Source organism: Citrobacter sp. S46_ASV_140, assembly GCF_018919545.1.
Taxonomy (GTDB): domain Bacteria; phylum Pseudomonadota; class Gammaproteobacteria; order Enterobacterales; family Enterobacteriaceae; genus Citrobacter; species Citrobacter braakii.
Genome location: NZ_JAHLRC010000015.1, coordinates 1 through 25,226 on the forward strand (window position 1 = coordinate 1; position 25,226 = coordinate 25,226).

Genomic DNA, 25,226 nt, shown 5'->3' on the forward strand with positions numbered 1-25,226 from the left:
AAATATCGTAACGGGTTTTTTGATTTATTTTTAGAAAAAGTTACGGTAATCTTCCTTTTCCGGAGAGTGATATATATTGACAATGCTCATATATTAAAATTAATATGGCTTGGCTTTTTATCTATTTTAGGTTAAAAAGTGAGTTTAGCGGCAAAACAATATTTGTCCAGTTAAACGTTACTGTAACTTACTTAGGTAAGCGCCTGGGCTTGCCTTCATACAACTCGAATTATTATGGCTATAAATAGATTGATTCACGCGATCAATTTAAACCTGCGTCGGTGAAAATATTACCTGTGTGAAGAAAAGACGTTGAAAGCGGTGAAGGGGGCTGGCGGGAGTGTTCCCGCCAGCGGTTTGATGGCTGTGATTACTGCTTCGGTTCGGCAACCACTTTGCTACCGATACCGCGGTTGTTGTATTCCCACATGCGGTTGAAGTTGGTGTCGTTCAGGTTGCGCTGGATTTCACCTTTGTCATCTTCTGCACCGGTATTACCGGCAAAAGGACGCTTCGAGATAACGCTGTCAGCCCATGGTTTTGCCATGTTAAAGCCTTCGTTGATCACGCTGTCGCGGATAACGACCTGACCGTTAGTGTTTGAATCGACATCCAGCGAGCGGCCCAACTGCGCCACGCCATCACCACTCGCCGTGAAGCGGCTATTTGTGGCGAGGAAGCCGTAGTAGATGTTTGACAGCGTCGCTGGTGCAAACACATAGGCTTCCTGCTGAGTACGGGAGTTCACAACGCGGAAATCGGTGTTATCGAACACCACGGCGCCGCGACCGGAAACAATATCCACATCGCCTTCAATGTAGCTGTTGGTTACCAAAGTACGCGGTTGACGATCGTTTTCCAGACGGTTTTGTACGCCGCTGTTAGTCACGAAAAACGTATTCTGGCGACCGAGGATGTTGACCTTATTGATCTGCACTTTATCGCCATCGGTACGTAGCGCAACGGCCGGGTGATTACCCGCATCAACGCTGTCACCCAGATTGTTTTCGATGGTCAGGTTCTGCAATTGCAGACCGTTATTTTGCGACCAGACGACGGCAGAACACATCACGCCAATATTTGTGCCGCGCTTGTTCTGGCAATTATCAAACATATACCACGCCGGTTTACCCGGCATGTATTTACCGCCCGGGTTCACCGTACGACGCCAGTCTGCGGTGCTCATGTCACCATCAATAGCCTGGCCAATTTTCACATCCAGCGGTTTTTCGCCCATGCCGTACAGCGTCAGACTTCCCGTTGCTGCCGGGATATATACCGTGCCCTGATACTCGCCCGGCATAATCGCGATGTACTGACGTTTGTTAGTACGCTTGATGATTGCTGCATCAACCGCAGCCTGAATGCTGGTATGGGTGACGCCCTGAGTCCCAGCCGGGCCAACCACGAAGTCAGGCTGTGCAGGCAGAGAAATAGCAGAAGGGCTCCACGGCGCGGTGTTTGGCGTCAGCGCGGAAAAATAGTGCGCAGCAACGAAGTTTTTCGCTTCATTGGCCGACAAGATCGGGCGCGAAGAGGTACCTGGCGCGGTCTGATCGGAAGGAATTTGATCGGGCGGCGTAGAGCTACAGGCGGTCAGCGTCACGCCAAAAGCCATTGCCAGCGCCAGACGGGAAACTGATGATATGTTCACAGGTTGCTCCGGGCTTTGAAAGTTATCCATTGAAGCCTGCTTTTTTATACTAAGTTGAGCGAAACGGGAAGGTTAAAAGGTAAAAAGTTGTTTTTATCGCCGCAATGCCCGGCGCGGAGAGTCCTTATATCACAAATACATAACAATTACGGTCCTTCAGGTTGACAACATCCGTATAATCAAAAATAAATGTCTATACAACCTATGACAAGTGGTGAGTCGAATGCAGCAATTCTTCCCTGATGATGTTATCTGGCGCAATGTTCGTCTGGCGACCATGGATCCCGAACGTAACACCCCGTATGGGCTGGTGGAGGGTCATGCGCTGATCGTCCGCGAGGGGAAGATTCGCGATATCGTCCCGGAGTCATCGCTCTATCTCACACATGACAATACCTTTGATATGCAGGGCAGGCTAATTACACCTGGCCTGATTGACTGTCATACGCATCTGGTCTTTGGTGGAAACCGCGCAGGTGAATGGGAGCAGCGGCTAAACGGTGTCTCCTACCAGCAGATAAGCGCCCAGGGCGGGGGTATCAATGCCACGGTATCAGCGACCCGCAGCGCCAGTGATGAACAACTCTTACATCTAGCGCATCAGCGTATGGAACAGCTGATCAAAGAAGGCGTTACGTTGCTGGAAATAAAATCCGGTTACGGCCTGGATTTGCAGACAGAAGAGAAAATATTGCGCGTGGCAGCGGCGCTGGCGGCGGAGAATATCATTGAAATAAGCCCCACGCTGTTGGCTGCCCATGCGACTCCATCAGAATATCGGGATGATCCTGACGGCTATATTACGCTGGTGTGCGAGACCATTTTGCCGCAGCTGTGGGAACAAGGGCTGTTCGAGACCGTCGATCTGTTTTGTGAAAGCGTGGGTTTTTCGTTGGCGCAGAGCGAGCGGGTGTTTCAGGCCGCGCAGGCGTTGGGCATCCCGATTAAAGGCCATGTTGAACAGCTGTCATTGCTGGGTGGCGCACAGCTGGTAAGCCGCTACCACGGGTTATCCGCCGATCATATTGAATATCTCGATGAAGCGGGAGTAGCGGCGATGAGCCAAAGCGGTACGGTCGGCGTACTGCTGCCCGGCGCATTCTATTTCCTTAAAGAGCAACAGCGTCCGCCGGTGGCATTGCTGCGTCAGTATCAGGTACCGATGGCGGTGGCGACAGATTTTAACCCAGGTACCAGCCCGTTTATCAGCCTGCACTGGGCGATGAATATGGCCTGCGTTCAGTTTGGCTTAACGCCGGAAGAAGCATGGGCGGGCGTCACCCGACATGCGGCCCGGGCGCTGGGACGTCATGCCACTCATGGTCAATTGAAGGCCGGGTTTGTGGCCGATTTTGTGGTGTGGGATGCAACTCTCCCGGTCGAGATCCTGTATGAACCGGGGCGTAATCCGCTCTACCAACGCGTATTCAAAGGACAAATAGTATGACTCACTGGCAACCTGTTTCACCTGCGCTGTGGCAGGGACGTGATGACCGCGCCGAATCGCCGAATGCGCTGCGCCTGTTTCAGACGATCACGCTGAGCCCGACATTTAGCCCAGAAATGTATCGCGAGCAGATAGCGCTGCTTGGGTTTGCCTGCGACGAAGGCGTGAAACGTAATCAGGGCCGGACGGGAGCCGCCGGAGCGCCCGATGTGCTGCGCAAGGCGCTGGCGAATTTAGCCAGCCACGATGGGCATCATCGGCTGGTAGATCTGGGAAATATTGTGGCCCAGGCCCCCGACCTTGAGGGCGCGCAGCAGGCGCTACGCAATGCGGTGCAGCGCTGTCAGCAGGAGAATATGCGTACCTTTGTTCTGGGGGGAGGACACGAAACTGCATTTGCGCACGGCGCAGGCGTGCTGGATGCGTTCCCGCAGGCGAAAGTGGGGATCTTCAACTTCGATGCCCACCTCGATTTGCGCCATGCCGATCAGGCTACTTCCGGTACACCGTTTCGCCAACTGGCGCAGCTTTGCGATGAACAGCAGCGGGAATTTCACTATGCCTGTATCGGCGTCAGTCGGGCGGCAAACACCCTGGCACTATGGGATGAGGCGCAACGGCTCGGTGTGACCGTGGTGGAGGATCTGTTCTGTGCAACGGCGCAGGCGCAGTTAGCGCAGTTTGTCGCCAACCTGGATGTTATCTATCTGACTATCGATCTCGACGTGCTGCCGGTGTGGGAAATGCCCGGCGTGTCGGCACCCGCTGCGCTGGGCGTACCGTTGGCGACGCTGCTGAGTCTGATTGAACCCTTGTGTCGTAGCGGTAAACTGCAGGCGGTGGATATGGTTGAATTTAATCCACGCTTTGACGATGATGGCAGAGCGGCGCGCGTTGCGGCGCGATTAGGTTGGCAAATCGCGCACTGGTGGCACTGATATACCTGATGGCGTTGCGCTTATCAGGTTCGGGTAATGCCTGTAAACTGTACCCACTCACATTCTCAGCTTAAGGAAGGCTTACGCATGCTCCCATCCCGTTCTGCTCCGGCACCTTTTTACGAAAAGGTCAAACAGGAGATCAGCGAAAAGATTGCCAGCGGTATCTGGCAACCTCACGATCGCATTCCCTCTGAGGCGGAGCTGGTGGCGCAGTATGGTTTCAGCCGCATGACCATCAACCGGGCGCTGCGTGAGTTAACGGATGAAGGGTTACTGGTTCGTTTGCAGGGCGTAGGGACGTTTGTCGCCGAGCCGAAGGGCCAGTCTGCGCTGTTTGAAATTCGCAGCATCGCGGATGAAATCAACGCCCGTCAGCATCAGCACCGCTGCGAGGTGATCACGCTGGAACGAACCCAGGCAAGCGCGCAGCAGGCTTTGGTGTTAAACGTCAAAGAAGGCACCTCCATTTTTCACTCTGTCATGGTGCACTACGAGAACGAACTGCCGGTGCAGATTGAAGATCGCTGCGTGAATGCCGAAATTGTGCCAGCGTATCTGGCGCAGGATTACAGCCAGACTACGCCGCACGCTTATCTGTCGCTGATAGCCCCTTTAACGGAAGGCGAGCATATTGTTGAAGCGGTCCGCGCCAGTGCCGAAGAGTGCGCGCTGCTGAATATCAAAGAACACGATCCCTGCCTGCTGATCCGCCGTAAAACCTGGTCTGCGTCATCTATTGTCTCTCATGCCCGTTTGCTCTTCCCGGGTTCCCGCTATCGCCTGCAAGGGCGGTTTATGTCCTGAAAAGCGTGATTGCTGCCGCAGTATAATAAAATTGTATCTTTTTTGTTAAAAGCACGCTTGCGACAACTTGTATAGACAAGTATATGTTACTTATCTGTCCGATCGTTCGCGAGGAGTGCTCTACCATGTCTCATAGCAAGTACCGTCAGCAGGATATTCGTGCCCCACGCGGCACCACGTTAACGGCCAAAAGCTGGCTGACCGAAGCGCCGCTGCGCATGTTAATGAACAACCTGGATCCCGATGTGGCGGAAAATCCGCATGAGCTGGTGGTATACGGCGGGATTGGTCGCGCCGCGCGGGACTGGGAATGTTATGACGCCATCGTCAACGCGCTGACCGAACTGGAGACCGATGAGACCCTGCTGGTCCAGTCCGGTAAACCGGTTGGCGTTTTCAAAACCCATGACAATGCGCCGCGCGTACTGATTGCCAACTCTAACCTGGTGCCACATTGGGCTACCTGGGAACACTTCAACGAGCTGGACGCCAAAGGGCTGGCGATGTATGGCCAGATGACCGCCGGGAGCTGGATCTACATTGGCAGCCAGGGCATCGTGCAGGGGACTTATGAAACCTTCGTTGAGGCCGGGCGTCAGCATTATCAGGGTAACCTGAGCGGACGCTGGGTGCTGACCGCCGGGCTGGGCGGCATGGGTGGGGCGCAACCGTTAGCCGCAACGCTGGCAGGTGCTTGCTCGCTGAATATTGAGTGCCAGCAAAGCCGGATCGATTTCCGTCTGCGTACCCGCTACGTGGATGAGCAGGCGACATCGCTTGAAGACGCGCTGGCGCGTATCGAAAAGTACACCCGTGAGGGGAAAGCGGTCTCCATTGCGCTATGCGCTAACGCCGCCGACGTTGTGCCGGAACTGGTGAAGCGCGGTGTGCGCCCGGATATGGTCACTGACCAGACCAGCGCCCACGATCCGCTGCATGGTTATCTGCCGTCCGGCTGGAGCTGGGAAGCGTATCAGGCGAAAGCGGTGTCCGATCCGCAGGGCACGGTACAGGCGGCGAAACGCTCAATGGCAACGCACGTCGAGGCAATGCTGGCGTTCAGCAAAATGGGCGTGCCGACGTTTGATTACGGCAACAACATTCGCCAGATGGCCAAAGAGATGGGCGTGGAAAACGCCTTTGATTTCCCTGGTTTCGTCCCTGCTTATATTCGCCCTCTGTTCTGCCGCGGCATTGGCCCGTTCCGTTGGGTGGCGCTTTCCGGCGATCCGCAGGATATTTATAAAACGGATGCCAAAGTGAAAGAGATCGTGGCTGACGATAAACATCTGCACCACTGGCTGGATATGGCGCGTGAGCGGATTAACTTCCAGGGATTACCGGCGCGTATCTGCTGGGTCGGTCTGGAATGGCGTCAAAAACTGGGGCTGGCGTTTAATGAAATGGTGCGCAGCGGCGAAGTGTCTGCGCCGATTGTTATTGGCCGTGATCATCTGGATTCCGGCTCCGTCGCCAGCCCGAACCGCGAAACCGAAGCCATGCGCGACGGTTCTGATGCAGTATCCGACTGGCCGCTGCTGAACGCGCTGCTTAACACCGCCAGCGGTGCAACCTGGGTGTCACTGCATCACGGTGGCGGGGTAGGAATGGGCTTCTCCCAGCATGCCGGGATGGTGATTGTTTGCGATGGCACTGATGAAGCCGCAGCGCGTATCGCCCGGGTATTACATAACGATCCGGCTACCGGGGTGATGCGCCACGCCGACGCCGGGTATGACATTGCGGTGGATTGCGCCGTCGAAGAAGGGCTGAATTTGCCGATGGTCGCGGCGACGCAGGAGAAACGCTGATATGAACACCATGACATTAACGCCGGGTCATCTGAGCTTTGCGCAACTGCGCGACATCTGGCAGCAGCCGGTCAAACTGAGCCTGGATGCCGGGGCGATTGATGCGATCAACGCAAGCGTCGCCTGCGTCAATAATATTGTCGCTGAAGGCCGTACGGCGTATGGCATTAATACCGGCTTTGGCCTGCTGGCTCAGACCCGTATCGCCACGGAAGATTTGCAGAATTTACAGCGTTCGCTGGTGCTTTCCCATGCGGCAGGCGTTGGTGAGGCGCTCGATGACGCGATGGTACGCCTGATTATGGTGCTGAAAATCAACAGCCTGGCGCGGGGTTTTTCGGGTATTCGTCTCAGCGTGATTGAAGCGCTGATTGCGCTGGTGAATGCCGGGGTGTATCCGCTGATCCCGGCGAAAGGGTCAGTGGGCGCATCGGGTGACCTGGCACCGCTGGCGCATATGTCTCTGACGCTGCTGGGCGAAGGTAAAGCGCGCTGGCAGGGGGAATGGCTTCCGGCGACCGAAGCGCTGAAAAAGGCCGGGCTGGAGCCGATTACGCTGGAGGCGAAAGAAGGGCTGGCGCTGCTCAACGGTACTCAGGCTTCCACAGCCTTTGCGCTGCGCGGGTTAATTGAAGCCCAGGAGCTGTTCGCGTCTGCGACGGTGTGTGGGGCGCTGACCACCGAAGCCGTTTTGGGCTCTCGTCGTCCGTTTGATGCCCGTATTCATGCCGCACGAGGACAGCGTGGGCAGATTGATGCCGCAACGTTGTACCGCCACGTGTTGACCGACACCAGCGCGCTTTCTCAGTCGCATCATAACTGTGAAAAAGTGCAGGATCCGTATTCTTTGCGCTGTCAGCCGCAGGTGATGGGGGCGTGCCTGACGCAAATGCGTCAGGTAATGGAGGTCTTGCTGGTAGAAGCCAACGCGGTTTCCGACAACCCGCTGGTGTTTGCCGAAGAGGGCGATGTCATTTCCGGCGGCAACTTCCATGCTGAACCGGTGGCGATGGCGGCAGATAATCTGGCGCTGGCGATTGCGGAAATCGGGGCGTTATCAGAGCGACGCATTGCGCTGATGATGGACAAACATATGTCGCAGTTGCCGCCGTTCCTGGTGAAAAACGGCGGGGTGAACTCCGGCTTTATGATTGCTCAGGTAACCGCGGCCGCGCTGGCGAGCGAGAACAAAGCGCTGGCGCATCCGCACAGCGTGGACAGCCTGCCGACCTCCGCCAACCAGGAAGATCATGTGTCTATGGCACCGGCAGCGGGGCGCAGGTTGTGGGAGATGGCGGCGAATACGCGCGGCGTGATTGCCGTGGAGTGGCTGGCGGCGTGTCAGGGGATTGACCTGCGTGAAGGGTTAACCTCAAGCCCGCTGCTGGAGCAGGCGCGCCAGGCTCTGCGCGAGCAGGTTGCCCACTATACGCAGGATCGCTTTTTTGCTCCGGATATTGAGTGCGCAACCGAACTGTTAGCCCAGGGGACGTTGTTGAAATTGATGCCTGAATTTCTGTAGATAAGCCTTGTTTAGTAGGCCGGATGCGGCGAAGCCGACATCCGGCACAACACAGCTTAACTGAACATCGCCGTAATCGAGGCGCTGGCGAGCGAGTGGAAGTGAACGTTAAAGCCAACCATCGCGCCGCTGGCGTCCTCATCGACATCAATACGCTCCACATCCAATGCGTGAACCGTAAAGATATAGCGATGGGTTTCCCCCTTCGGCGGCGCAGCACCGCCATAACCTGCTTTCCCAAAATCCGTACGGGTCTGAATCACCCCATCCGGCAGCGCAACCAGCCCGGAGCCGAAGCCTTGCGTGAGTACGCGGGTATCTGCTGGCAGATTTACCACCACCCAGTGCCACCAGCCGGAGCCGGTTGGTGCATCAGGATCGTAGCAGGTCACGACAAAGCTTTTGGTCCCTGCGGGCACGTCATCCCACGCCAGATGCGGGGAAATATTATCCCCGTCATATCCCATGCCGTTAAAGACGTGGCGATGCGCAAGCTTTTCGCCATCGCGCAGATCGTTACTGATTAGTTTCATGCTGACTCCTCTCGTTAGCCAAAAAGTGTAGCCAGGAACCGTAGAGCTTACCGCTGATTAATCGCTAAAAAATGTTGCACTGCGCACAGCCTCGTTTACGGCCTGGGTCAGACGACGCAACTGATCGGGCTGAATAATGTACGGCGGCATCAGATAGATCAGTTTGCCAAACGGTCGTACCCACACGCCCTGTTCAACAAAGAACTTCTGTAACGCCGCCATATTCACCGGATGCGTGGTTTCGATCACACCGATGGCGCCGAGTACGCGCACGTCGGCTACCCAACTGGAGTCTGCCGCCGGGGCGAGTTCTGTTCGCAGTTGCGCTTCAATAGCCGCTACCTGTGAGCGCCACTCGCCGGTTTCGAGTAACGACAGGCTGGCGGAGGCGACGGCGCAGGCCAGCGGATTACCCATAAAGGTTGGACCGTGCATGAAGCATCCGGCTTCACCGTTGCTGATGGTTTCCGCGACCTGACGCGTGGTCAGGGTGGCGGAAAGTGTCATGGTTCCGCCGGTTAACGCTTTGCCGAGGCACAAAATGTCCGGAGTTATGTTGGCGTGTTCACAGGCAAAAAGCTTGCCTGTACGACCAAATCCGGTGGCGATTTCATCGGCAATCAGCAGGATCCCTTCACGGTCGCACATCTTACGGATGCGTTTTAACCATTCGGGATGATACATGCGCATGCCGCCAGCGCCCTGCACAATCGGCTCAAGGATCACCGCCGCAATCTCGTGGCGATGCGCGGCCATCAGGCGGGCAAAAGGCACCATATCCAGTTCGTCCCACTCGCCGTCCATGCGGCTTTGCGGGGCGGGCGCAAACAGGTTCTCCGGCAGATAACCCTTCCACAGACTGTGCATCGAGTTGTCGGGATCGCAGACCGACATCGCGCCGAAGGTATCGCCGTGATAACCGTTTCGAAATGTCAGGAAACGCTGACGGGATTCGCCTTTGGCTTGCCAGTATTGCAGCGCCATTTTCATTGCTACTTCTACGGCGACCGAACCTGAATCCGCGAGAAAAACGCACTCCAGCGCCTCTGGCGTCATCGCCACCAACTGGCGGCACAGCGCAATGGCCGGGGCATGGGTAATGCCGCCAAACATCACATGTGACATGGCATCAATCTGCGTTTTCATCGCGGCGTTCAGCTGTGGGTGATTGTAACCGTGGATCGCCGCCCACCAGGATGACATGCCGTCTATCAGCCTCTCACCGCTGGCTAAAATCAGTTCGCAACCTTCGGCACGCGCCACCGGATAAACCGGTAACGGGGAGGTCATGGAGGTGTAAGGGTGCCAGATATGGCGTTGGTCAAACGCAAGATCGTCCGTTGTCATAATCGACTTGTAAACCAAATTAAAAAGATTTAGGTTTACGAGTCTACACCAAACTCATAACGAAACGTATACCAATATGGCTCATTCTTCTCGCTGGACAATGTCGCAAGTCACCGAATTATTTGAAAAACCGCTGTTGGATCTGCTGTTTGAAGCGCAGCAGGTTCACCGTCAGCACTTTGATCCGCGGCAGGTTCAGGTCAGTACGCTGCTGTCGATTAAGACCGGTGCCTGCCCGGAAGACTGCAAATACTGCCCGCAAAGCTCCCGCTATAAAACCGGTCTGGAAACGGAACGTTTGATGGAGGTTGAACAGGTACTGGACTCTGCGCGTAAAGCGAAACAGGCCGGTTCAACGCGGTTTTGCATGGGCGCGGCGTGGAAGAATCCACACGAACGCGACATGCCTTACCTGGAACAGATGGTTCAGGGCGTAAAAGAACTGGGGCTGGAAGCGTGTATGACGCTGGGTACGCTGAACGAAAATCAGGCCCAGCGGCTGGCTAATGCGGGTCTGGACTACTACAACCATAACCTCGACACCTCGCCGGAATTCTACGGCAATATCATCACAACCCGTTCGTACCAGGAGCGCCTGGATACGCTGGATAAAGTGCGTGAGGCGGGCATTAAAGTTTGCTCCGGTGGGATTGTGGGACTGGGGGAAACGGTGACCGACCGCGCGGGTCTGTTGCTGCAATTAGCGAATCTGCCAACGCCGCCAGAAAGCGTGCCGATCAACATGCTGGTGAAAGTGAAAGGCACGCCGCTTGCCGATAACGACGATGTGGATGCCTTTGATTTTATTCGTACTATCGCCGTGGCGCGGATCATGATGCCGACTTCATATGTCCGTCTTTCAGCTGGACGCGAGCAGATGAACGAACAAACCCAGGCGATGTGCTTTATGGCCGGGGCTAACTCGATTTTCTACGGCTGCAAACTGCTGACCACGCCGAACCCGAACGAAGATAAGGATTTGCTGTTGTTTCGCAAGCTGGGTCTCAATCCGCAGCAAACGGCGGTGCTGGCGGGTGATAACGAACAGCAGCAACGCCTGGAGCAGGCGCTGCGTACCCCGGATACCGACGAATACTACAACGCGGCAACCGTATGACCTGGCAGCAAAAAATAGACGATGCGTTAACGGCGCGTCGTCGTGCTGATGCGCTGCGTCGGCGCTATGCGGTGACGCAGGGCGCCGGTCGCTGGCTGCAGGCCGACGGTCGCCAGTACCTGAACTTTTCCAGCAACGACTACCTTGGCTTAAGCCACCATCCGCATATTATCTGCGCGTGGCAGCAAGGCGCTGAGCGTTTTGGCGTCGGCAGCGGCGGCTCGGGTCATGTCAGCGGTTATTCCGTTGCTCATCAGGCGCTGGAAGATGAGCTGGCGCAATGGCTCGGCTATTCACGGGCGCTGTTGTTTATCTCCGGTTTTGCCGCTAATCAGGCGGTCATTGCCGCGCTGATGGGCAAAGAGGACCGGATTGTTGCTGACCGGCTCAGCCATGCCTCACTGCTGGAAGCTGCCAGCCTTAGCCCTGCCGTGCTACGTCGCTTTACCCATAACGATCCGCAACATCTGGAACGTCTGCTGACCACCCCCTGTCCGGGGCAACAACTCGTGGTCACTGAAGGGGTGTTCAGCATGGATGGCGATAGCGCACCGCTGGCGGAAATTCACGCGGTGGCAGAGCGGCATGGCGCGTGGTTGCTGGTGGATGATGCGCACGGGATTGGCGTCAGCGGTGAGGAAGGGCGCGGTTCGTGCTCCCGACAGCAGGTGAAACCCGAGCTGTTAGTGGTGACGTTTGGCAAAGGGTTTGGCGTCAGCGGTGCGGCAATCTTGTGCTCAGACAGCGTGGCCGATTATCTGCTGCAGTTTGCCCGTCATCTGATCTACAGCACCAGTATGCCTCCGGCGCAGGCCCAGGCCTTGCGCGCCGCGCTGGAGGTGATCCGCAGCCGCGAAGGCGATGAGCGCAGAGAAAAATTGGCGATGCTGATCCAGCGTTTTCGCGCTGGGGTGAATACGCCGGACTTAACGCTGGCGCAGTCAGACAGCGCCATTCAGCCACTGATCGTGGGCGACAATCATAAAGCCTTGCAGCTGGCGGCGGCATTACGTCAACAGGGATGCTGGGTGACGGCTATTCGCCCACCGACGGTGCCGGTTGGTACGGCCAGGCTGCGGCTTACGCTGACCCAGGCGCATGAAGTCCAGGATATCGATCGCTTACTGGAGGTGCTGCATGGCGCAGGTCAATAAGCAGGCGATTGCTGCCGCGTTTGGCCGCGCGGCTACTCACTATGAGCAACACGCGGAACTCCAGCGTCAGAGCGCCGATGCGTTACTGGCGCGACTCGATGGTCGGGCATTCTCTCAGGTTTTAGATGCGGGCTGCGGGCCTGGGCGTATGAGCCGTTACTGGCGGGAGCAGGGGAGCGAGGTCTGCGCGCTGGATCTGTCGGCGCAAATGCTGACTGAAGCGCAGCGTCACGATGTCGCCCACCGCTATCTGTTGGCGGATATTGAAGCCATTCCGCAGGCTGCTGCTACTTTCGACCTGGCCTGGAGCAATCTGGCCGTACAGTGGTGCAGTGACCTGCGCGGCGCGTTACGTGAGCTTTACCGGGTGGTGCGTCCTGGCGGGACGGTGGCGTTTAGTACCCTGGCGCAGGGGTCAATGCCGGAACTTCGTCAGGCGTGGCGAGCGGTTGATGAGCGAGAGCACGCCAATCGTTTTTTGCCCGTGGAGCAACTGGAAAACGCCCTGCATGGGTGGGACGTTGAATACCAGTCTCATGCTGTCACGCTGTGGTTTGACGATGCGCTGAGCGCCATGCGCTCGCTGAAGGGCATTGGCGCGACGCATTTGCATGATGGCCGCGAGCCGCGCGTTCTCACCCGCTCGCAGCTGCGCCAGCTACAGCTAGCCTGGCCCTGCCAGCAGGGGAAATATCCGCTGACCTATCATCTATTTTTGGGAGTGATTCAACGTGACTAACACTTTTTTTGTCACCGGGACGGATACCGAAGTGGGGAAAACTATCGCCAGCTGCGCGTTGCTGCAGGCGGCGGGGCAGAGGGGATTGCGAACCGTCGGCTATAAGCCAGTGGCGTCGGGCAGTGAAATGACGGTTGAAGGTCTGCGTAATAGCGATGCCCTGGCATTACAGCGCAACAGCGTTGTGATGGTGGACTATGCGGCTATCAACCCCTATACCTTCGCGGAACCTACCTCACCGCATATCATCAGCGCGGACGAAGGTCGCCCTATTCAGGCCTCTGTAATGTCTGCGGGTTTACGCGCGCTGGAACAACAGGCTGACTGGGTGCTGGTGGAAGGTGCTGGAGGATGGTTTACGCCGCTTTCGCCAACGCTGAGTTTTGCTGATTGGGTGAAAACAGAGCAACTGCCGGTTATTCTGGTGGTTGGCGTTAAGCTCGGCTGCATCAACCACGCTGTGCTGACCGCCCAGGCGGTGCAGCAGGCCGGACTGACGCTTGCCGGATGGGTCGCCAATGATGTGACGCCACCTGGCAAGCGTCATGCTGAATATATGGCAACGCTCAGGCGTGTGCTTGCGGCTCCGCTGCTGGGGGAAATTCCCTGGCTGGTAGAAGAGCCGGAGCGGGCATCGACAGGACGTTATATCGATCTTAGCGTTTTGTCTGTGGCGTCACCCAGTCGTTGATTAGCGGGTTGCTGAGCTGTGTGATTTGCCCCTGAGCCACGTTGCGCCCACGGTGTAACAGGCAGTAGCAGTCAGCGACCCGACGAATAAACGGCAGGCTCTGCTCCGCGAGCATTATGGCGATGCCGAGCTCCTGGCTTAACCTTACAACCAGGTTCCCCAGTTTGTGGATATATGCCTGGCCACTTCCCCGCGTGGGCTCATCGAGGATCAGCAGGCGCGGGCGTGTGACCAGCGCGCTGGCGAGCGCAAGCTGGTGCTGATCATCTTCCGATAATGCCGCCCCTTTGGCCTGACGCAGTACGAACAACTGTGGAAACAGGCGGTAAATATCACTGCTGTTCATCGTTTCGCTTTCCTCAACCGCCTGGCGCGCAATATGCAGATTTTCCTCTACCGTCAATTGCGAAAAAATCCGTCTCTCTTGTGAAACGTAGTTAATGCCCAGCGCGATGCGATTTGCCGCCGGAATGGGACTCAGGTCGCGCGGCGGCGCGCCAGCCTGATGCCAGAACATGGTGCCGCTTTCGATCGGTAAATTGCCGATAATGCAATTGGTCAGCGTAGTCTTTCCCATCCCTGGAAGCCCCAGCACACCGGTACATTTACCGGGCAGCAGGTCGAGATCCACATCCCATAGGGAGTGTTGATTACCGTAATAATGATTCACTGCGCGAAGACTCAACATAGATTCCTCCAGCATGATGCTATCCGCCCCACGTACAGGTCGTCGGAAGAAAATTGCAATTCTCTTGCCAGAAGAGGGATTAGGGTCAAAAAACAGCAGGAGAGTGTACCGCGCAGGCGGTAACGTCTGGCTGGCCGGAGGGCTGGCGTTGTTTTGTGCACATTGCCAGTGCCTGGCGGTGTCGTAATGGTGCAGGCAAGAAAATGATGAAAATGCGAGCAAGATCCCGGCCATTCCGGGCCGCTTCGTTAGCTGATAAATATCAAAAAATAGCGATAAATTTTTTTTATCCCTTCGGAAAAGGGAGTGAGGACGTTTTTGCCAGGCTACAGTCCATACGGGCTGGAGGCAGTTATCCACTATTCCTGTGGATAACCTTGTGTATTAGAGTTAGAAAACACAATGTAAGCGAGAGAAGACGCGGCCTGCGACTAAATTGATGCGAAAGACGGCTCGGGATAATAGTCATTAAATTACAGAATGTTAGATAAAATCAATGGCTGTCGCAGAAGTGTCATGCGTTGCCACAAAACTTTCATCGGGCAGCTTGACAAATGTTAAAAAAGTCATTGCTTTGGGGATAACACGTTTTTGCTGGTGTTTTATCTTGTCTGAGGCCAAATTTTAGCCTGCGGTCACGGTCATTCTGATGGCGTATCAGAAATATTCTGGTGCGTTACTGTTTTTTCATCCAGTATATTTTACTGGCAAAATATACCACTGCGAGTAAAATTACACACCTGCCCGCCCATTGCTTCAGGTAGCTGCTCATGAGTAAACCGTTCAAACTAAATTCCGCTTTTAAACCCTCTGGCGATCAGCCTGAGGCTATTCGCCGTCTGGAAGAAGGGCTGGAGGATGGTCTGGCGCATCAGACGCTGCTGGGGGTGACGGGCTCGGGGAAGACATTCACCATCGCTAACGTAATTGCGGACTTGCAGCGGCCTACCATGGTGCTGGCTCCCAATAAGACGCTGGCCGCGCAGTTGTACGGTGAGATGAAAGAGTTCTTCCCGGATAACGCGGTGGAGTATTTCGTCTCCTACTACGACTATTATCAACCGGAAGCCTACGTACCAAGTTCTGACACCTTCATCGAGAAGGATGCCTCGGTTAACGAACATATTGAGCAAATGCGTCTGTCAGCGACCAAAGCGCTGCTGGAACGTCGGGATGTCGTTGTCGTCGCGTCAGTTTCCGCTATCTATGGTTTGGGCGATCCGGATCTGTATCTGAAAATGATGCTGCACCTGACGGTGGGGATGATTATCGACCAGCGTGCGATCCTGCGCCGCCTGGCGGAACTGCAATATACCCGCAACGATCAGGCATTTCAGCGCGGAACCTTCCGCGTGCGTGGTGAAGTGATCGACATTTTCCCGGCTGAATCCGACGATATCGCGCTGCGCGTGGAACTGTTTGATGAAGAGGTCGAACGTTTATCGCTGTTTGACCCGCTTACCGGGCAGGTTGAATCCACGATTTCGCGCTACACCATCTATCCTAAAACGCACTACGTGACGCCGCGCGAACGTATTGTGCAGGCGATGGAAGAAATCAAAGTTGAGCTGGCAGAGCGGCGTAAGGTCCTGCTGGCAAATAACAAACTGCTGGAAGAACAGCGGCTAAGTCAGCGTACGCAGTTCGATCTGGAAATGATGAACGAGCTGGGTTACTGCTCGGGGATTGAAAACTACTCCCGCTATCTGTCCGGGCGTGGCCCCGGCGAGCCGCCGCCGACTCTGTTTGATTACCTGCCTGCCGACGGCCTGCTGGTGGTGGATGAATCCCACGTCACTATCCCGCAAATTGGCGGTATGTATCGTGGTGACCGGGCGCGTAAAGAGACTCTGGTCGAATACGGATTCCGTCTGCCGTCGGCTCTGGATAACCGTCCGCTTAAATTTGAAGAGTTTGAAGCGCTGGCCCCGCAGACCATCTACGTCTCAGCGACGCCGGGCAACTATGAACTGGAGAAATCCGGTGATGACGTCGTCGATCAGGTAGTACGACCGACCGGCCTGCTGGATCCGATCATTGAGGTACGCCCGGTGGCGACGCAGGTTGACGATCTGCTGTCTGAGATCCGCATCCGTGCGGCGATTAACGAACGTGTGCTGGTCACTACGCTCACGAAACGGATGGCAGAGGATCTCACCGAATACCTCGAAGAGCACGGTGAGCGGGTGCGCTATCTGCACTCAGACATCGATACCGTGGAACGTATGGAAATCATTCGTGACCTGCGTCTGGGCGAGTTTGACGTGTTGGTGGGTATCAACTTGTTACGTGAGGGTCTGGACATGCCTGAGGTCTCACTGGTGGCGATTCTGGACGCAGACAAAGAAGGGTTCCTGCGTTCTGAACGTTCGCTTATTCAGACCATCGGCCGTGCGGCGCGTAATATCAACGGGAAGGCTATTCTCTACGGCGACAAAATTACCGCCTCAATGGCTAAGGCGATAGGTGAAACTGAACGCCGTCGTGAGAAACAGCAGCTCTACAACGAAGAACACGGTATTACGCCGCAGGGGCTGAACAAGAAAGTGGTCGATATTCTGGCGCTGGGTCAGAATATTGCGAAGACTAAGGCGAAAGGCAAAGGGAAGTCACGCGCAGGCGCGAAGTCTGAAATTGTCGAACTGGATATGACGCCAAAAGCGCTGCAGCAGAAGATTCATGAGCTGGAAGGGCAGATGATGCAGCATGCGCAGAATCTTGAATTTGAAGAGGCTGCGACAATCCGCGACCAGTTGCATCAGCTGCGCGAGTTGTTTATCGCGGCATCGTAAGATTGTTTCCACTTTCCAATTCGCCATCGCGTAAATGCCATGGCGATTGGAAAAATACAGAATGTATTATCATTTATAATTATATTATTCGTTTTTCTATTGCCATTTATTATTCTTAAAATTAATGCACTCACTCTAATTGATTCTTTGCTGAATTGATTTTTGTTTTTCAGCTTTGTGAATCTCATCGTTTTATTCTTTACATTTCTGACGATTCTTTCAGCATTTTGGCAGCAAGCAAAAGGCTGTCATTGTTCCTTTTTTTTATAATTGTCCTGTTATAGAAATTTCCCTGACGAAAATATAAAGGAAAATTATGAAAGAGATAATATGCAATTACGCTGAGAATGATTATGCCGTTCAGGACGCCATGATATGTTCTGGAGTTGGTGAACAACACCAGAAAAATTTTGGTGCAGTCAGCCCTCCGCTAGTAAAAACCAGTCTGTTTGTGCAGCAGAGCTATCAGCAATACTGTGATGATATGCAGCACGAAGCTGAACGTTACATCTATTCCCGGGGGCTTAACCCAACAACGGAACTGTTAGAGCATAAACTGGCAGCGTTGGAGCGTGGCGCGGCCTGCAAAGTTTTTGGATCGGGCATGGGCGCGATAAGCGCAACATTGTTTGGCCTGCTGAAAAGTGGTGACCATATTATTCTGGTGAATAATGTTTATGGTCCAACAGTTGTGCTGGTGAAGCAAATGCAACAACGCTTTGGTATTGACTATGACATTGTTCTCAGTGGCGATGTCGAGGATATTCGGCAGAAAATAAAGCCGAATACTCGCATGATATACACGGAATCCCCAGGAACAATGACCATGCGAGTTGTGGATCTGCAGATGATAGCAGAGTTGGCGAAAGAGAATAATATTATTACTGCCATTGATAATACATGGGCTACGCCACTCTTCCAAAAGCCATTGACTCTTGGTTTCGATTTAGTGCTCCACTCTTGTACTAAATATATCGGCGGTCACAGTGATTTAACGGCGGGTGCTGTGGTAGGCGCAAAAGTCTATCTTGATATTATTCGTGATTTTTCACATCAGCTTCTTGGCGCAGTGCTGGCCCCGGATAGTGCATGGCTAGTGATTCGCGGTTTACGAACGTTGCCGCTGCGCATGAGACAACATCAGAATAATACCTATGCAATTCTTACTTTTCTCAATAGCAGAGCAGAGGTTGAGAATATCTGTCACCCTCTTATGGCTGATGCAAAACAACGTGAAATTGTTTCACAACAAATGTTTGGTACTTCTGGTCTCATTAGTTTTGAACTTAAAGATGGCAGTTTTGAAAAAGTTAAAGCCATTATTGATAGTTGTAGAATTTTCAAACCGGGATGCAGTTGGGGGGGATATGAAAGCCTGATTATTTCTCCAAATCGCGGTTATAACCAGGATGTAATATGCAAAGATGGGATGGCGCCTGGTTTAATTAGGATTTCAATTGGACAGGAATCTCCAGAGATGTTAATTGCGGACTTAGAGAATGCGTTTTATTCTATAAAAACATATTAATAGCGGGAAAATAACATGGTAAGCACAAATAAGCAACCGAGCTTTTATGCAGCATTGATGTTATTAGTGGCTATTTTCCTGGTTTTCTTTATAGGTATTGGGGTTTTAAATTACCCAGTTGAATTTATCTTAATTGTTATTACGATTATTACAGGTTTTTTTGCCAGATACTATGGCGCGGGCTGGAAGGAAATTCTCCAGACTTTTATAGAAAAAATAAAAGATGCCGTCCCTGCAATGTTAATTCTACTGTCGATCGGTATGTTGATTGGATGCTGGATGGTTAGTGGTACTATTCCGTTAATGGTCTATTATGGCCTGGAAATTATCAACCCAGCTTACTTATATCTTACAGCTTTTTTAGTGACGGTTTGCATCTCGACATTTACAGGCACTTCATGGGGTTCCGCAGGAACAATTGGTGTGGCGTTGGTTGCCGTTGCCGCGGCGATGAATGTGTCATTGCCGATTACTGCTGGAGCCGTTATCTCCGGTGCCTATTTTGGTGATAAATTATCTCCTTTATCAGATACCACAAACATGGCCGCGTTAGCTGCGGGGGCTGAGCTTTATCAAAGTATTAGAAATATGTTGTATACATCGGTTCCTGCTTTTTTGTTTGCCTGCCTGGGGTTTTATATCGCGGGGTTAGATTTAAATGTGGTAAATTCAATCCAACTAGATACTATCCCGGTCATGAAAAAAACGCTAAACTCATTATTCTGGCTTAACCCTTTATTAATATTACCGACATTGCTGGTCTTTATTGGTGTGATAAAAAAATGGGATACCATTATTGTTTTGATCGCATCTTCTTTTTTTGCTCTGGCAATATGCGCAATTTTTCAGCCGTTTACCATGATGGACCTCGTTCAAGCATCGATTAATGGCTTTAATACCAATATGATCAGCAATTTTTCAGATGTCGCGATGAATGAATCTACGACTAAAAATATTAATATATTGCTTAATCGTGGCGGTATGTATTCAATGGTTAGCCCAATTGTGGTTATGCTTTGTGCATTTATGTTCGCTTCGGCACTTGATGTTTCTGGTGGCCTTAATGTACTGCTTGGGCGACTGGTTCAGAAATTAAAAACGGTGACCAGTACTCTGTTGGCGACAATGTTCACAAGTTCTTTATTAGTTGCCTGCACTGGCAATGCAGTCATCAGTTTCTTTCTGGTGAAGAATATTTATGATCCTTGTTTTAAAAACAAAAAATTGCATATGGTTAATATGTCCCGATCAATGGAGTCTGGAGCCACGCTACTTGAAGGACTTTTCCCTTGGACAATATCTGGTATGTTCATGGCGAAGACGCTGGGGGTAGCGACGCTGGATTATGCACCCTGGGTTTTGTTCAATTTAAGTTGCCTGGTTATGGCCGTATTCTTTGCCATTCTTGCCCGGTGGTCTAATTTTGGCACAAGATACGAAGAGCCAATATCCGCCGAGCATGTACCTGTGCTGAGAGGTTAATGCAGTAAGCTACAAGTACAATCCTCATTGCGATGAGGATTGTATGCTAATCACGCGCTTGGTATCACCCCAGAGCCTGTACCGCTTTCTCCAGCGCGTAATGCAATAGCTGGCGGTCATGGCGGTAGGGAATGTCGCTGGCTTCCAGCACTTCCTGAATAACAACGCGGTCGGTAACGGTGGATACATCCACTTTCGGGCCCACAACCACCGCATCAATCACTTTCCTGCCAACGTACTGTTCAATGATTGCCAGCTTATCGTTAAGCGTCAGGCTGGCTGCTGGCAGGCTTAACTCACGACCCAGATTGCCGATGTAGACCATCGGGGCAGGTGTGCGACGTAATGCCTGCGCCAATTCGTCGAGTAGCAGGAGCGGCATCAGGCTGGTGTAAAAACTGCCGGGTCCGATCAAAATCAAATCCGCTTCGGCGATAGCTTCAACTGCCTCCCGCGTGGTGGGGACTTTTGGCGACAGCATCAGTTCCTGCGGCGGGATGGTGAGCTGATCGATATTCACTTCGCCATAGACTTCATGTCCCTGATCGTCGATAGCCATCAGATCCACCGGCAGCTCCGACATCGGAATTAAATGCGCGTCAACTTTCAGCAGACTACGAATTAAATTGATGGCTTCCAGAGGCCGCACACTGAGGTGATCGAGCGCCTTTAACATCAGATTTCCGAGGTTATGCCCGGAAAGCTCACCATTACCGCCAAAACGATACTCAAACATGGCGGATGCAACGCTGGGTTGAGTAATTAACTGGTTCAGACAGTTACGCATGTCTCCCCAGGCAATGCCTCCTTCAGAGCGACGAATACGACCTGTCGACCCGCCGTTATCGGTCGTGGTGACGATCCCTGTCAGGCGTGAACCTAAAGGGGAAAGAGAGGAGAGAACGCGTCCCAGTCCATGCCCTCCGCCGAGAGCGACAACGCGGTCCAGATCTGCCAGCGTGCGAGTGCGCATATATTTTCCTGATATCAATTGATCGGCGCTACAGTAACGTAAATAGTGTGTTTTCAGCAATTATCCAGGCGGAATCTGGCGTAATTTTTTTCTGCGATCTACTCCTTTCTGACGAGATTCACCTGCCGGCAAGATGATGTATATCAATGCAAAACTGTGGTTTTTGCTTATTCTGTAGCGAAATTGCACGATCATGTCGCTATGTATGTGTTTATACAACGAAAGTGTACATGGCAAAAGCGTCATTTACACGCTAGTATCGGCATAACCACAATGTACTCTGAATAATTTGAGTTGCAGGAAGGCAGTGAGCGAGAAAATCCCCCGTAAGCGGACATAAGTACGTGACTGGGGGGAACGAGCAAAGCCCACGCTTCTGCAATTTGAAGTATGACGAGAATAAACACTCTAGCCTCTGCACCTGGGTCAAATGATACGGTGCTTTGGCCGTGACAATACTTGAATAAGTTTGTCACCAGGGCGTAGGAAGAAATGACTACGTCTCCCGTATTTGGAAAGGTGTACATGGGCTCTCAACTTACCGATGCTTTCGCACGTAAGTTTTACTACTTACGTTTGTCGATTACCGATGTGTGTAACTTTCGTTGCACCTACTGCCTGCCGGATGGCTATAAGCCCGGCGGTGTCACCAATAACGGCTTTTTGACCGTTGATGAAATTCGCCGCGTTACGCGCGCGTTCGCCAGTCTGGGAACGGAAAAAGTGCGTCTGACAGGGGGCGAACCTTCATTGCGTCGCGACTTTACCGACATTATCGCCGCCGTGCGCGAAAACGATGCCATCCGTCAGATTGCGGTGACCACTAATGGTTATCGTCTGGCGCGTGATGCCGCTGCCTGGCGCGATGCCGGACTGACCGCACTTAACGTCAGCGTCGACAGCCTCGATGCCCGTCAGTTTCACGCCATTACCGGGCAGGACAAATTTCAGCAGGTGATGGCAGGCATTGACGCCGCCTTCGATGCGGGTTTTGAAAAAGTGAAAGTCAATACCGTGCTGATGCGCGACGTAAACCATCATCAACTGGACACCTTCCTGGCGTGGGTTCAGCCCCGTCCTATCCAACTACGCTTTATTGAACTGATGGAAACGGGTGAGGGCAGTTCTCTCTTCCGTAAACACCATATCTCAGGCCAGGTCCTGCGCGATGAGCTGCTGCGTCGCGGCTGGATCCACCAGATCCGACAGCGCAGCGACGGCCCGGCTCAGGTTTTCTGTCATCCTGACTATGCTGGTGAAATTGGTCTGATCATGCCTTATGAGAAAGACTTCTGCGCCACCTGCAACCGTCTGCGCGTTTCCTCTGTCGGCAAACTGCATCTGTGTTTATTTGGTGAAGGCGGTGTAAGCCTGCGTGATTTGCTGGAAGACGACGCTCAGCAGTCGGCGCTGGAAGAACGCATTTCAGCCGCGCTGCTGGAGAAAAAGCAGACTCATTTCCTGCATCAGAACAATACCGGTATTACGCAAAACTTATCTTACATTGGCGGCTGATCGCTAAAAGGAGTTTTTCATGAGTCAGGTAAGCGCTGAATTTATCCCGACACGCATTGCTATTCTTACTGTTTCCAACCGTCGCGGCGAAGAAGATGACTCCTCCGGCCATTATCTGCGTGACTCGGCGCAAGAGGCGGGGCATCAGATTGTCGACAAGGCGATCGTCAAAGAGAACCGCTACGCCATTCGCGCCCAGGTTTCTGCATGGATTGCCAGTGAGGATGTGCAGGTTGTGCTCATTACAGGCGGCACGGGCTTAACCGAAGGGGACCAGGCGCCAGAAGCGCTGCAACCGCTGTTTGACAGAGAAGTCGAAGGGTTTGGTGAAGTATTCCGTATGCTGTCGTTTGAAGAGATTGGCACCGCGACGCTGCAATCCCGGGCGATTGCCGGAGTGGCCAACAAAACGCTGATTTTCGCCATGCCGGGGTCGACTAAAGCGTGTCGTACCGCATGGGAAAATATCATTGCGCCGCAGCTCGATGCCCGTACGCGTCCGTGTAATTTCCACCCACATTTGAAGAAATAAGTATGTCGCAACTGACTCATATTAACGCCGCTGGCGAAGCGCATATGGTGGATGTCTCCGCCAAAGCGGAAACCGTACGCGAGGCGCGTGCAGAAGCATTCGTGACCATGCGTAGCGAAACGCTGGCGATGATTATCGACGGCAGCCACCATAAGGGCGACGTTTTCGCCACGGCGCGTATTGCCGGTATTCAGGCCGCCAAACGGACCTGGGATCTTATCCCACTGTGCCATCCGCTGATGTTGAGCAAGGTTGAAGTTAATCTGCACGCCGAGCCGGAACACAACCGCGTACGCATTGAAACGCTGTGTCGCCTGACCGGGAAAACCGGCGTCGAAATGGAAGCGTTAACGGCGGCCTCCGTGGCAGCGTTGACCATCTACGATATGTGCAAAGCGGTGCAAAAGGATATGGTGATTGGTCCGGTGCGTCTGCTGGCTAAAAGCGGCGGTAAATCGGGAGATTTTAAGGTGGATGCGCATGATTAAGGTTCTTTTCTTTGCTCAGGTACGGGAATTGGTGAACACGGATGCGATAGAGGTCGCCGCTGAGTTTGCAACGGTTGAAGCGCTGCGCCGGAGTCTTGCGGCAAAAAGCGATCGCTGGGCGTTGGCGCTGGAAGACGGCAAGCTGCTGGCCGCGGTAAATCAGACGCTGGTCAGTTTTGACCATCCCCTTAATGCGGGTGACGAAGTGGCTTTCTTCCCACCGGTAACCGGAGGCTAAGATGGCTGAAACGCGAATTGTTGTTGGTCATGCGCCGTTCAGCGTCGGGGATGAGTATCCCTGGCTGGCCGAACGCGATGAAGACGGCGCGGTGGTCACTTTCACCGGTAAAGTCCGCAATCACAATCTCGGCGATAGCGTGCAGGCATTAACGCTGGAACACTATCCGGGAATGACCGAAAAAGCGCTGGCGGAGATTGTCGACGAAGCGCGTGTGCGCTGGCCGCTGGGACGAGTAACGGTCATTCATCGCATTGGCGAACTGTGGCCGGGTGACGAAATCGTTTTTGTTGGCGTGACCAGTGCGCATCGCAGCAGCGCGTTTGATGCCGGGCAGTTCATTATGGATTATCTGAAAACCCGCGCACCGTTCTGGAAGCGCGAGGCCACGCCAGAAGGTGAGCGCTGGGTTGATGCCCGCGACAGCGATAAGCTAGCAGCAAAACGCTGGTAGAGTACAATTGGTGTAGGCTCATACTGATTCAGGAGATTGTCATGGACCGATTCCCACGATCCGATTCTATTGTACAGGCCCGTTCCGGCCTGCAAACGTATATGGCGCAGGTGTACGGCTGGATGACCTGCGGATTGTTGCTGACGGCGTTTATCGCCTGGTATGCAGCAAATACGCCCGCGGTGATGATGTTTGTCTTCTCCAGCAAAATCACCTTCTTTGGACTGATCATCGCCCAGCTAGCGCTGGTGTTCGTCCTGTCCGGCATGGTGCAAAGGCTCAGCGCGGGAATGGCGACCACGCTGTTTATGCTCTATTCGGCATTAACCGGGCTGACGCTATCAAGCATTTTTATCGTCTATACCTACTCGTCTATCGCCAGCACCTTCGTGGTCACCGGCGGGATGTTCGGGATCATGAGTTTGTACGGCTACACCACCAAACGCGATCTCAGCGGTTTCGGCAATATGCTGTTTATGGCGCTGATCGGTATTGTGCTGGCCTCGCTGGTTAACTTCTGGTTGAAGAGCGAAGCGCTGATGTGGGCGGTGACCTATATTGGGGTGATTGTGTTTGTCGGCCTGACCGCTTATGACACGCAGAAGCTGAAAAACATCGGTGAGCAGATCGACCTGCGTGACAGCTCCAATTTGCGTAAATACGCAATTCTTGGGGCCTTAACGCTGTATCTGGACTTCATCAACCTGTTCCTGATGCTGCTGCGTATCTTCGGCAATCGTCGTTAATTTTCTGTTGCCGGATGGCGTAAGCCGCCA

Annotated in this window: 23 protein-coding genes and 1 riboswitch; of the genes, 18 read left to right on the forward strand and 5 right to left on the reverse strand. The window is 53.5% G+C overall.

Annotated elements, in window-relative coordinates; genetic code table 11:
- Positions 1 to 370: 370 nt before the first annotated feature.
- Positions 371 to 1,654 carry a putative acyl-CoA thioester hydrolase gene (locus KQJ19_RS06635; protein ID WP_047502440.1) on the reverse strand — a complete coding sequence of 428 codons (1,284 nt, stop codon included), beginning with the start codon at positions 1,652 to 1,654 and terminating at the stop codon, positions 371 to 373.
- Positions 1,655 to 1,877: 223 nt separating this feature from the next.
- Here KQJ19_RS06635 and hutI point away from each other — a divergent pair, with 223 nt between their 5' ends.
- From hutI to hutH, 5 genes are all read left to right on the forward strand, one after another.
- On the forward strand, positions 1,878 to 3,101 hold the full coding sequence (gene hutI / locus KQJ19_RS06640) for an imidazolonepropionase (RefSeq protein ID WP_216403457.1): 1,224 nt from the start codon (positions 1,878 to 1,880) through the stop codon (positions 3,099 to 3,101).
- Positions 3,098 to 4,039, forward strand: a complete 942-nt coding sequence (hutG, locus tag KQJ19_RS06645; protein WP_216403458.1) for a formimidoylglutamase — start codon at positions 3,098 to 3,100, stop codon at positions 4,037 to 4,039. Before hutI ends, hutG begins: the two co-directional genes overlap by 4 nt.
- Positions 4,040 to 4,126: 87 nt before the next feature.
- Positions 4,127 to 4,846, forward strand: a complete 720-nt coding sequence (locus KQJ19_RS06650; RefSeq protein WP_016152334.1) for a histidine utilization repressor — start codon at positions 4,127 to 4,129, stop codon at positions 4,844 to 4,846.
- Between the two features lie 125 nt (positions 4,847 to 4,971).
- Complete coding sequence (hutU, locus tag KQJ19_RS06655; RefSeq protein ID WP_216403459.1) at positions 4,972 to 6,657, forward strand: urocanate hydratase; 1,686 nt, start codon at positions 4,972 to 4,974, stop codon at positions 6,655 to 6,657.
- Between the two features lies 1 nt (position 6,658).
- Positions 6,659 to 8,179, forward strand: coding sequence for a histidine ammonia-lyase (hutH, locus tag KQJ19_RS06660; RefSeq protein ID WP_049282678.1), 1,521 nt, complete (start codon positions 6,659 to 6,661; stop codon positions 8,177 to 8,179).
- Between the two features lie 56 nt (positions 8,180 to 8,235).
- Here the strand turns inward: hutH and KQJ19_RS06665 are convergent, their stop codons facing one another.
- Both KQJ19_RS06665 and bioA read right to left on the reverse strand, forming a co-directional pair.
- A complete protein-coding gene (locus KQJ19_RS06665; protein ID WP_016156043.1) occupies positions 8,236 to 8,712 on the reverse strand; it encodes a kinase inhibitor in 477 nt (158 codons plus the stop codon).
- A 57-nt stretch (positions 8,713 to 8,769) separates the two neighbouring features.
- Positions 8,770 to 10,059: an adenosylmethionine--8-amino-7-oxononanoate transaminase gene (bioA, locus tag KQJ19_RS06670; RefSeq protein ID WP_046274629.1), complete on the reverse strand. Its 1,290-nt coding sequence runs from the start codon at positions 10,057 to 10,059 to the stop codon at positions 8,770 to 8,772.
- Positions 10,060 to 10,135: 76 nt separating this feature from the next.
- On the opposite strand from bioA, the gene bioB reads away from it, so the two are divergent.
- Genes bioB through bioD form a run of 4 tightly spaced genes read left to right on the forward strand, consistent with a single transcriptional unit; the run spans position 10,136 to position 13,760 of the window.
- Positions 10,136 to 11,176, forward strand: a complete 1,041-nt coding sequence (gene bioB / locus KQJ19_RS06675) for a biotin synthase BioB (RefSeq protein WP_029139462.1) — start codon at positions 10,136 to 10,138, stop codon at positions 11,174 to 11,176.
- On the forward strand, positions 11,173 to 12,330 hold the full coding sequence (gene bioF, locus KQJ19_RS06680; RefSeq protein WP_200079514.1) for an 8-amino-7-oxononanoate synthase: 1,158 nt from the start codon (positions 11,173 to 11,175) through the stop codon (positions 12,328 to 12,330). The genes bioB and bioF overlap by 4 nt, the downstream gene beginning before the upstream one ends.
- A complete protein-coding gene (gene bioC / locus KQJ19_RS06685) occupies positions 12,314 to 13,069 on the forward strand; it encodes a malonyl-ACP O-methyltransferase BioC (protein WP_016156049.1) in 756 nt (251 codons plus the stop codon). The genes bioF and bioC overlap by 17 nt, the downstream gene beginning before the upstream one ends.
- Positions 13,062 to 13,760: a dethiobiotin synthase gene (bioD, locus tag KQJ19_RS06690; protein WP_216403460.1), complete on the forward strand. Its 699-nt coding sequence runs from the start codon at positions 13,062 to 13,064 to the stop codon at positions 13,758 to 13,760. Before bioC ends, bioD begins: the two co-directional genes overlap by 8 nt.
- On the opposite strand, the gene KQJ19_RS06695 is transcribed toward bioD, so the two are convergent.
- The gene (locus KQJ19_RS06695) at positions 13,726 to 14,448 is read right to left on the reverse strand and encodes an ATP-binding cassette domain-containing protein (RefSeq protein ID WP_049282683.1); all 723 of its coding nucleotides are present in this window, start codon (positions 14,446 to 14,448) and stop codon (positions 13,726 to 13,728) included. The genes bioD and KQJ19_RS06695 overlap by 35 nt on opposite strands.
- Before the next feature lie 770 nt (positions 14,449 to 15,218).
- Here KQJ19_RS06695 and uvrB point away from each other — a divergent pair.
- The 3 genes from uvrB (at position 15,219) to nhaC (ending at position 20,250) form a co-directional block, all read left to right on the forward strand.
- Positions 15,219 to 17,240 carry an excinuclease ABC subunit UvrB gene (uvrB, locus tag KQJ19_RS06700; RefSeq protein WP_016152344.1) on the forward strand — a complete coding sequence of 674 codons (2,022 nt, stop codon included), beginning with the start codon at positions 15,219 to 15,221 and terminating at the stop codon, positions 17,238 to 17,240.
- A gap of 316 nt (positions 17,241 to 17,556) precedes the next feature.
- The gene (locus KQJ19_RS06705; protein ID WP_216403461.1) at positions 17,557 to 18,768 is read left to right on the forward strand and encodes an aminotransferase class I/II-fold pyridoxal phosphate-dependent enzyme; all 1,212 of its coding nucleotides are present in this window, start codon (positions 17,557 to 17,559) and stop codon (positions 18,766 to 18,768) included.
- A gap of 15 nt (positions 18,769 to 18,783) precedes the next feature.
- Positions 18,784 to 20,250: a Na+/H+ antiporter NhaC gene (gene nhaC / locus KQJ19_RS06710; protein WP_216403462.1), complete on the forward strand. Its 1,467-nt coding sequence runs from the start codon at positions 18,784 to 18,786 to the stop codon at positions 20,248 to 20,250.
- 64 nt (positions 20,251 to 20,314) lie between these two features.
- Here nhaC and yvcK read toward each other — a convergent pair whose 3' ends face one another.
- Positions 20,315 to 21,223 carry a uridine diphosphate-N-acetylglucosamine-binding protein YvcK gene (yvcK, locus tag KQJ19_RS06715; RefSeq protein ID WP_016152345.1) on the reverse strand — a complete coding sequence of 303 codons (909 nt, stop codon included), beginning with the start codon at positions 21,221 to 21,223 and terminating at the stop codon, positions 20,315 to 20,317.
- A gap of 392 nt (positions 21,224 to 21,615) precedes the next feature.
- Positions 21,616 to 21,761, forward strand: a riboswitch (molybdenum cofactor riboswitch).
- Here yvcK and moaA point away from each other — a divergent pair.
- From moaA to KQJ19_RS06745, 6 genes are all read left to right on the forward strand, one after another.
- Positions 21,749 to 22,738, forward strand: a complete 990-nt coding sequence (gene moaA, locus KQJ19_RS06720; protein WP_065554855.1) for a GTP 3',8-cyclase MoaA — start codon at positions 21,749 to 21,751, stop codon at positions 22,736 to 22,738. (Overlaps the previous riboswitch by 13 nt.)
- A gap of 19 nt (positions 22,739 to 22,757) precedes the next feature.
- Entirely contained in the window at positions 22,758 to 23,270 is a 513-nt protein-coding gene (moaB, locus tag KQJ19_RS06725; protein ID WP_216403463.1) for a molybdenum cofactor biosynthesis protein B, read from the forward strand.
- A gap of 2 nt (positions 23,271 to 23,272) precedes the next feature.
- Positions 23,273 to 23,758 carry a cyclic pyranopterin monophosphate synthase MoaC gene (gene moaC, locus KQJ19_RS06730; RefSeq protein WP_003035188.1) on the forward strand — a complete coding sequence of 162 codons (486 nt, stop codon included), beginning with the start codon at positions 23,273 to 23,275 and terminating at the stop codon, positions 23,756 to 23,758.
- Positions 23,751 to 23,996, forward strand: coding sequence for a molybdopterin synthase sulfur carrier subunit (gene moaD, locus KQJ19_RS06735; RefSeq protein ID WP_016152348.1), 246 nt, complete (start codon positions 23,751 to 23,753; stop codon positions 23,994 to 23,996). Before moaC ends, moaD begins: the two co-directional genes overlap by 8 nt.
- A 1-nt stretch (position 23,997) precedes the next feature.
- On the forward strand, positions 23,998 to 24,450 hold the full coding sequence (gene moaE / locus KQJ19_RS06740) for a molybdopterin synthase catalytic subunit MoaE (protein ID WP_216403464.1): 453 nt from the start codon (positions 23,998 to 24,000) through the stop codon (positions 24,448 to 24,450).
- A 41-nt stretch (positions 24,451 to 24,491) separates the two neighbouring features.
- Positions 24,492 to 25,196, forward strand: coding sequence for a Bax inhibitor-1/YccA family protein (locus tag KQJ19_RS06745; RefSeq protein WP_003831536.1), 705 nt, complete (start codon positions 24,492 to 24,494; stop codon positions 25,194 to 25,196).
- The last annotated feature ends 30 nt before the right edge of the window (positions 25,197 to 25,226 follow it).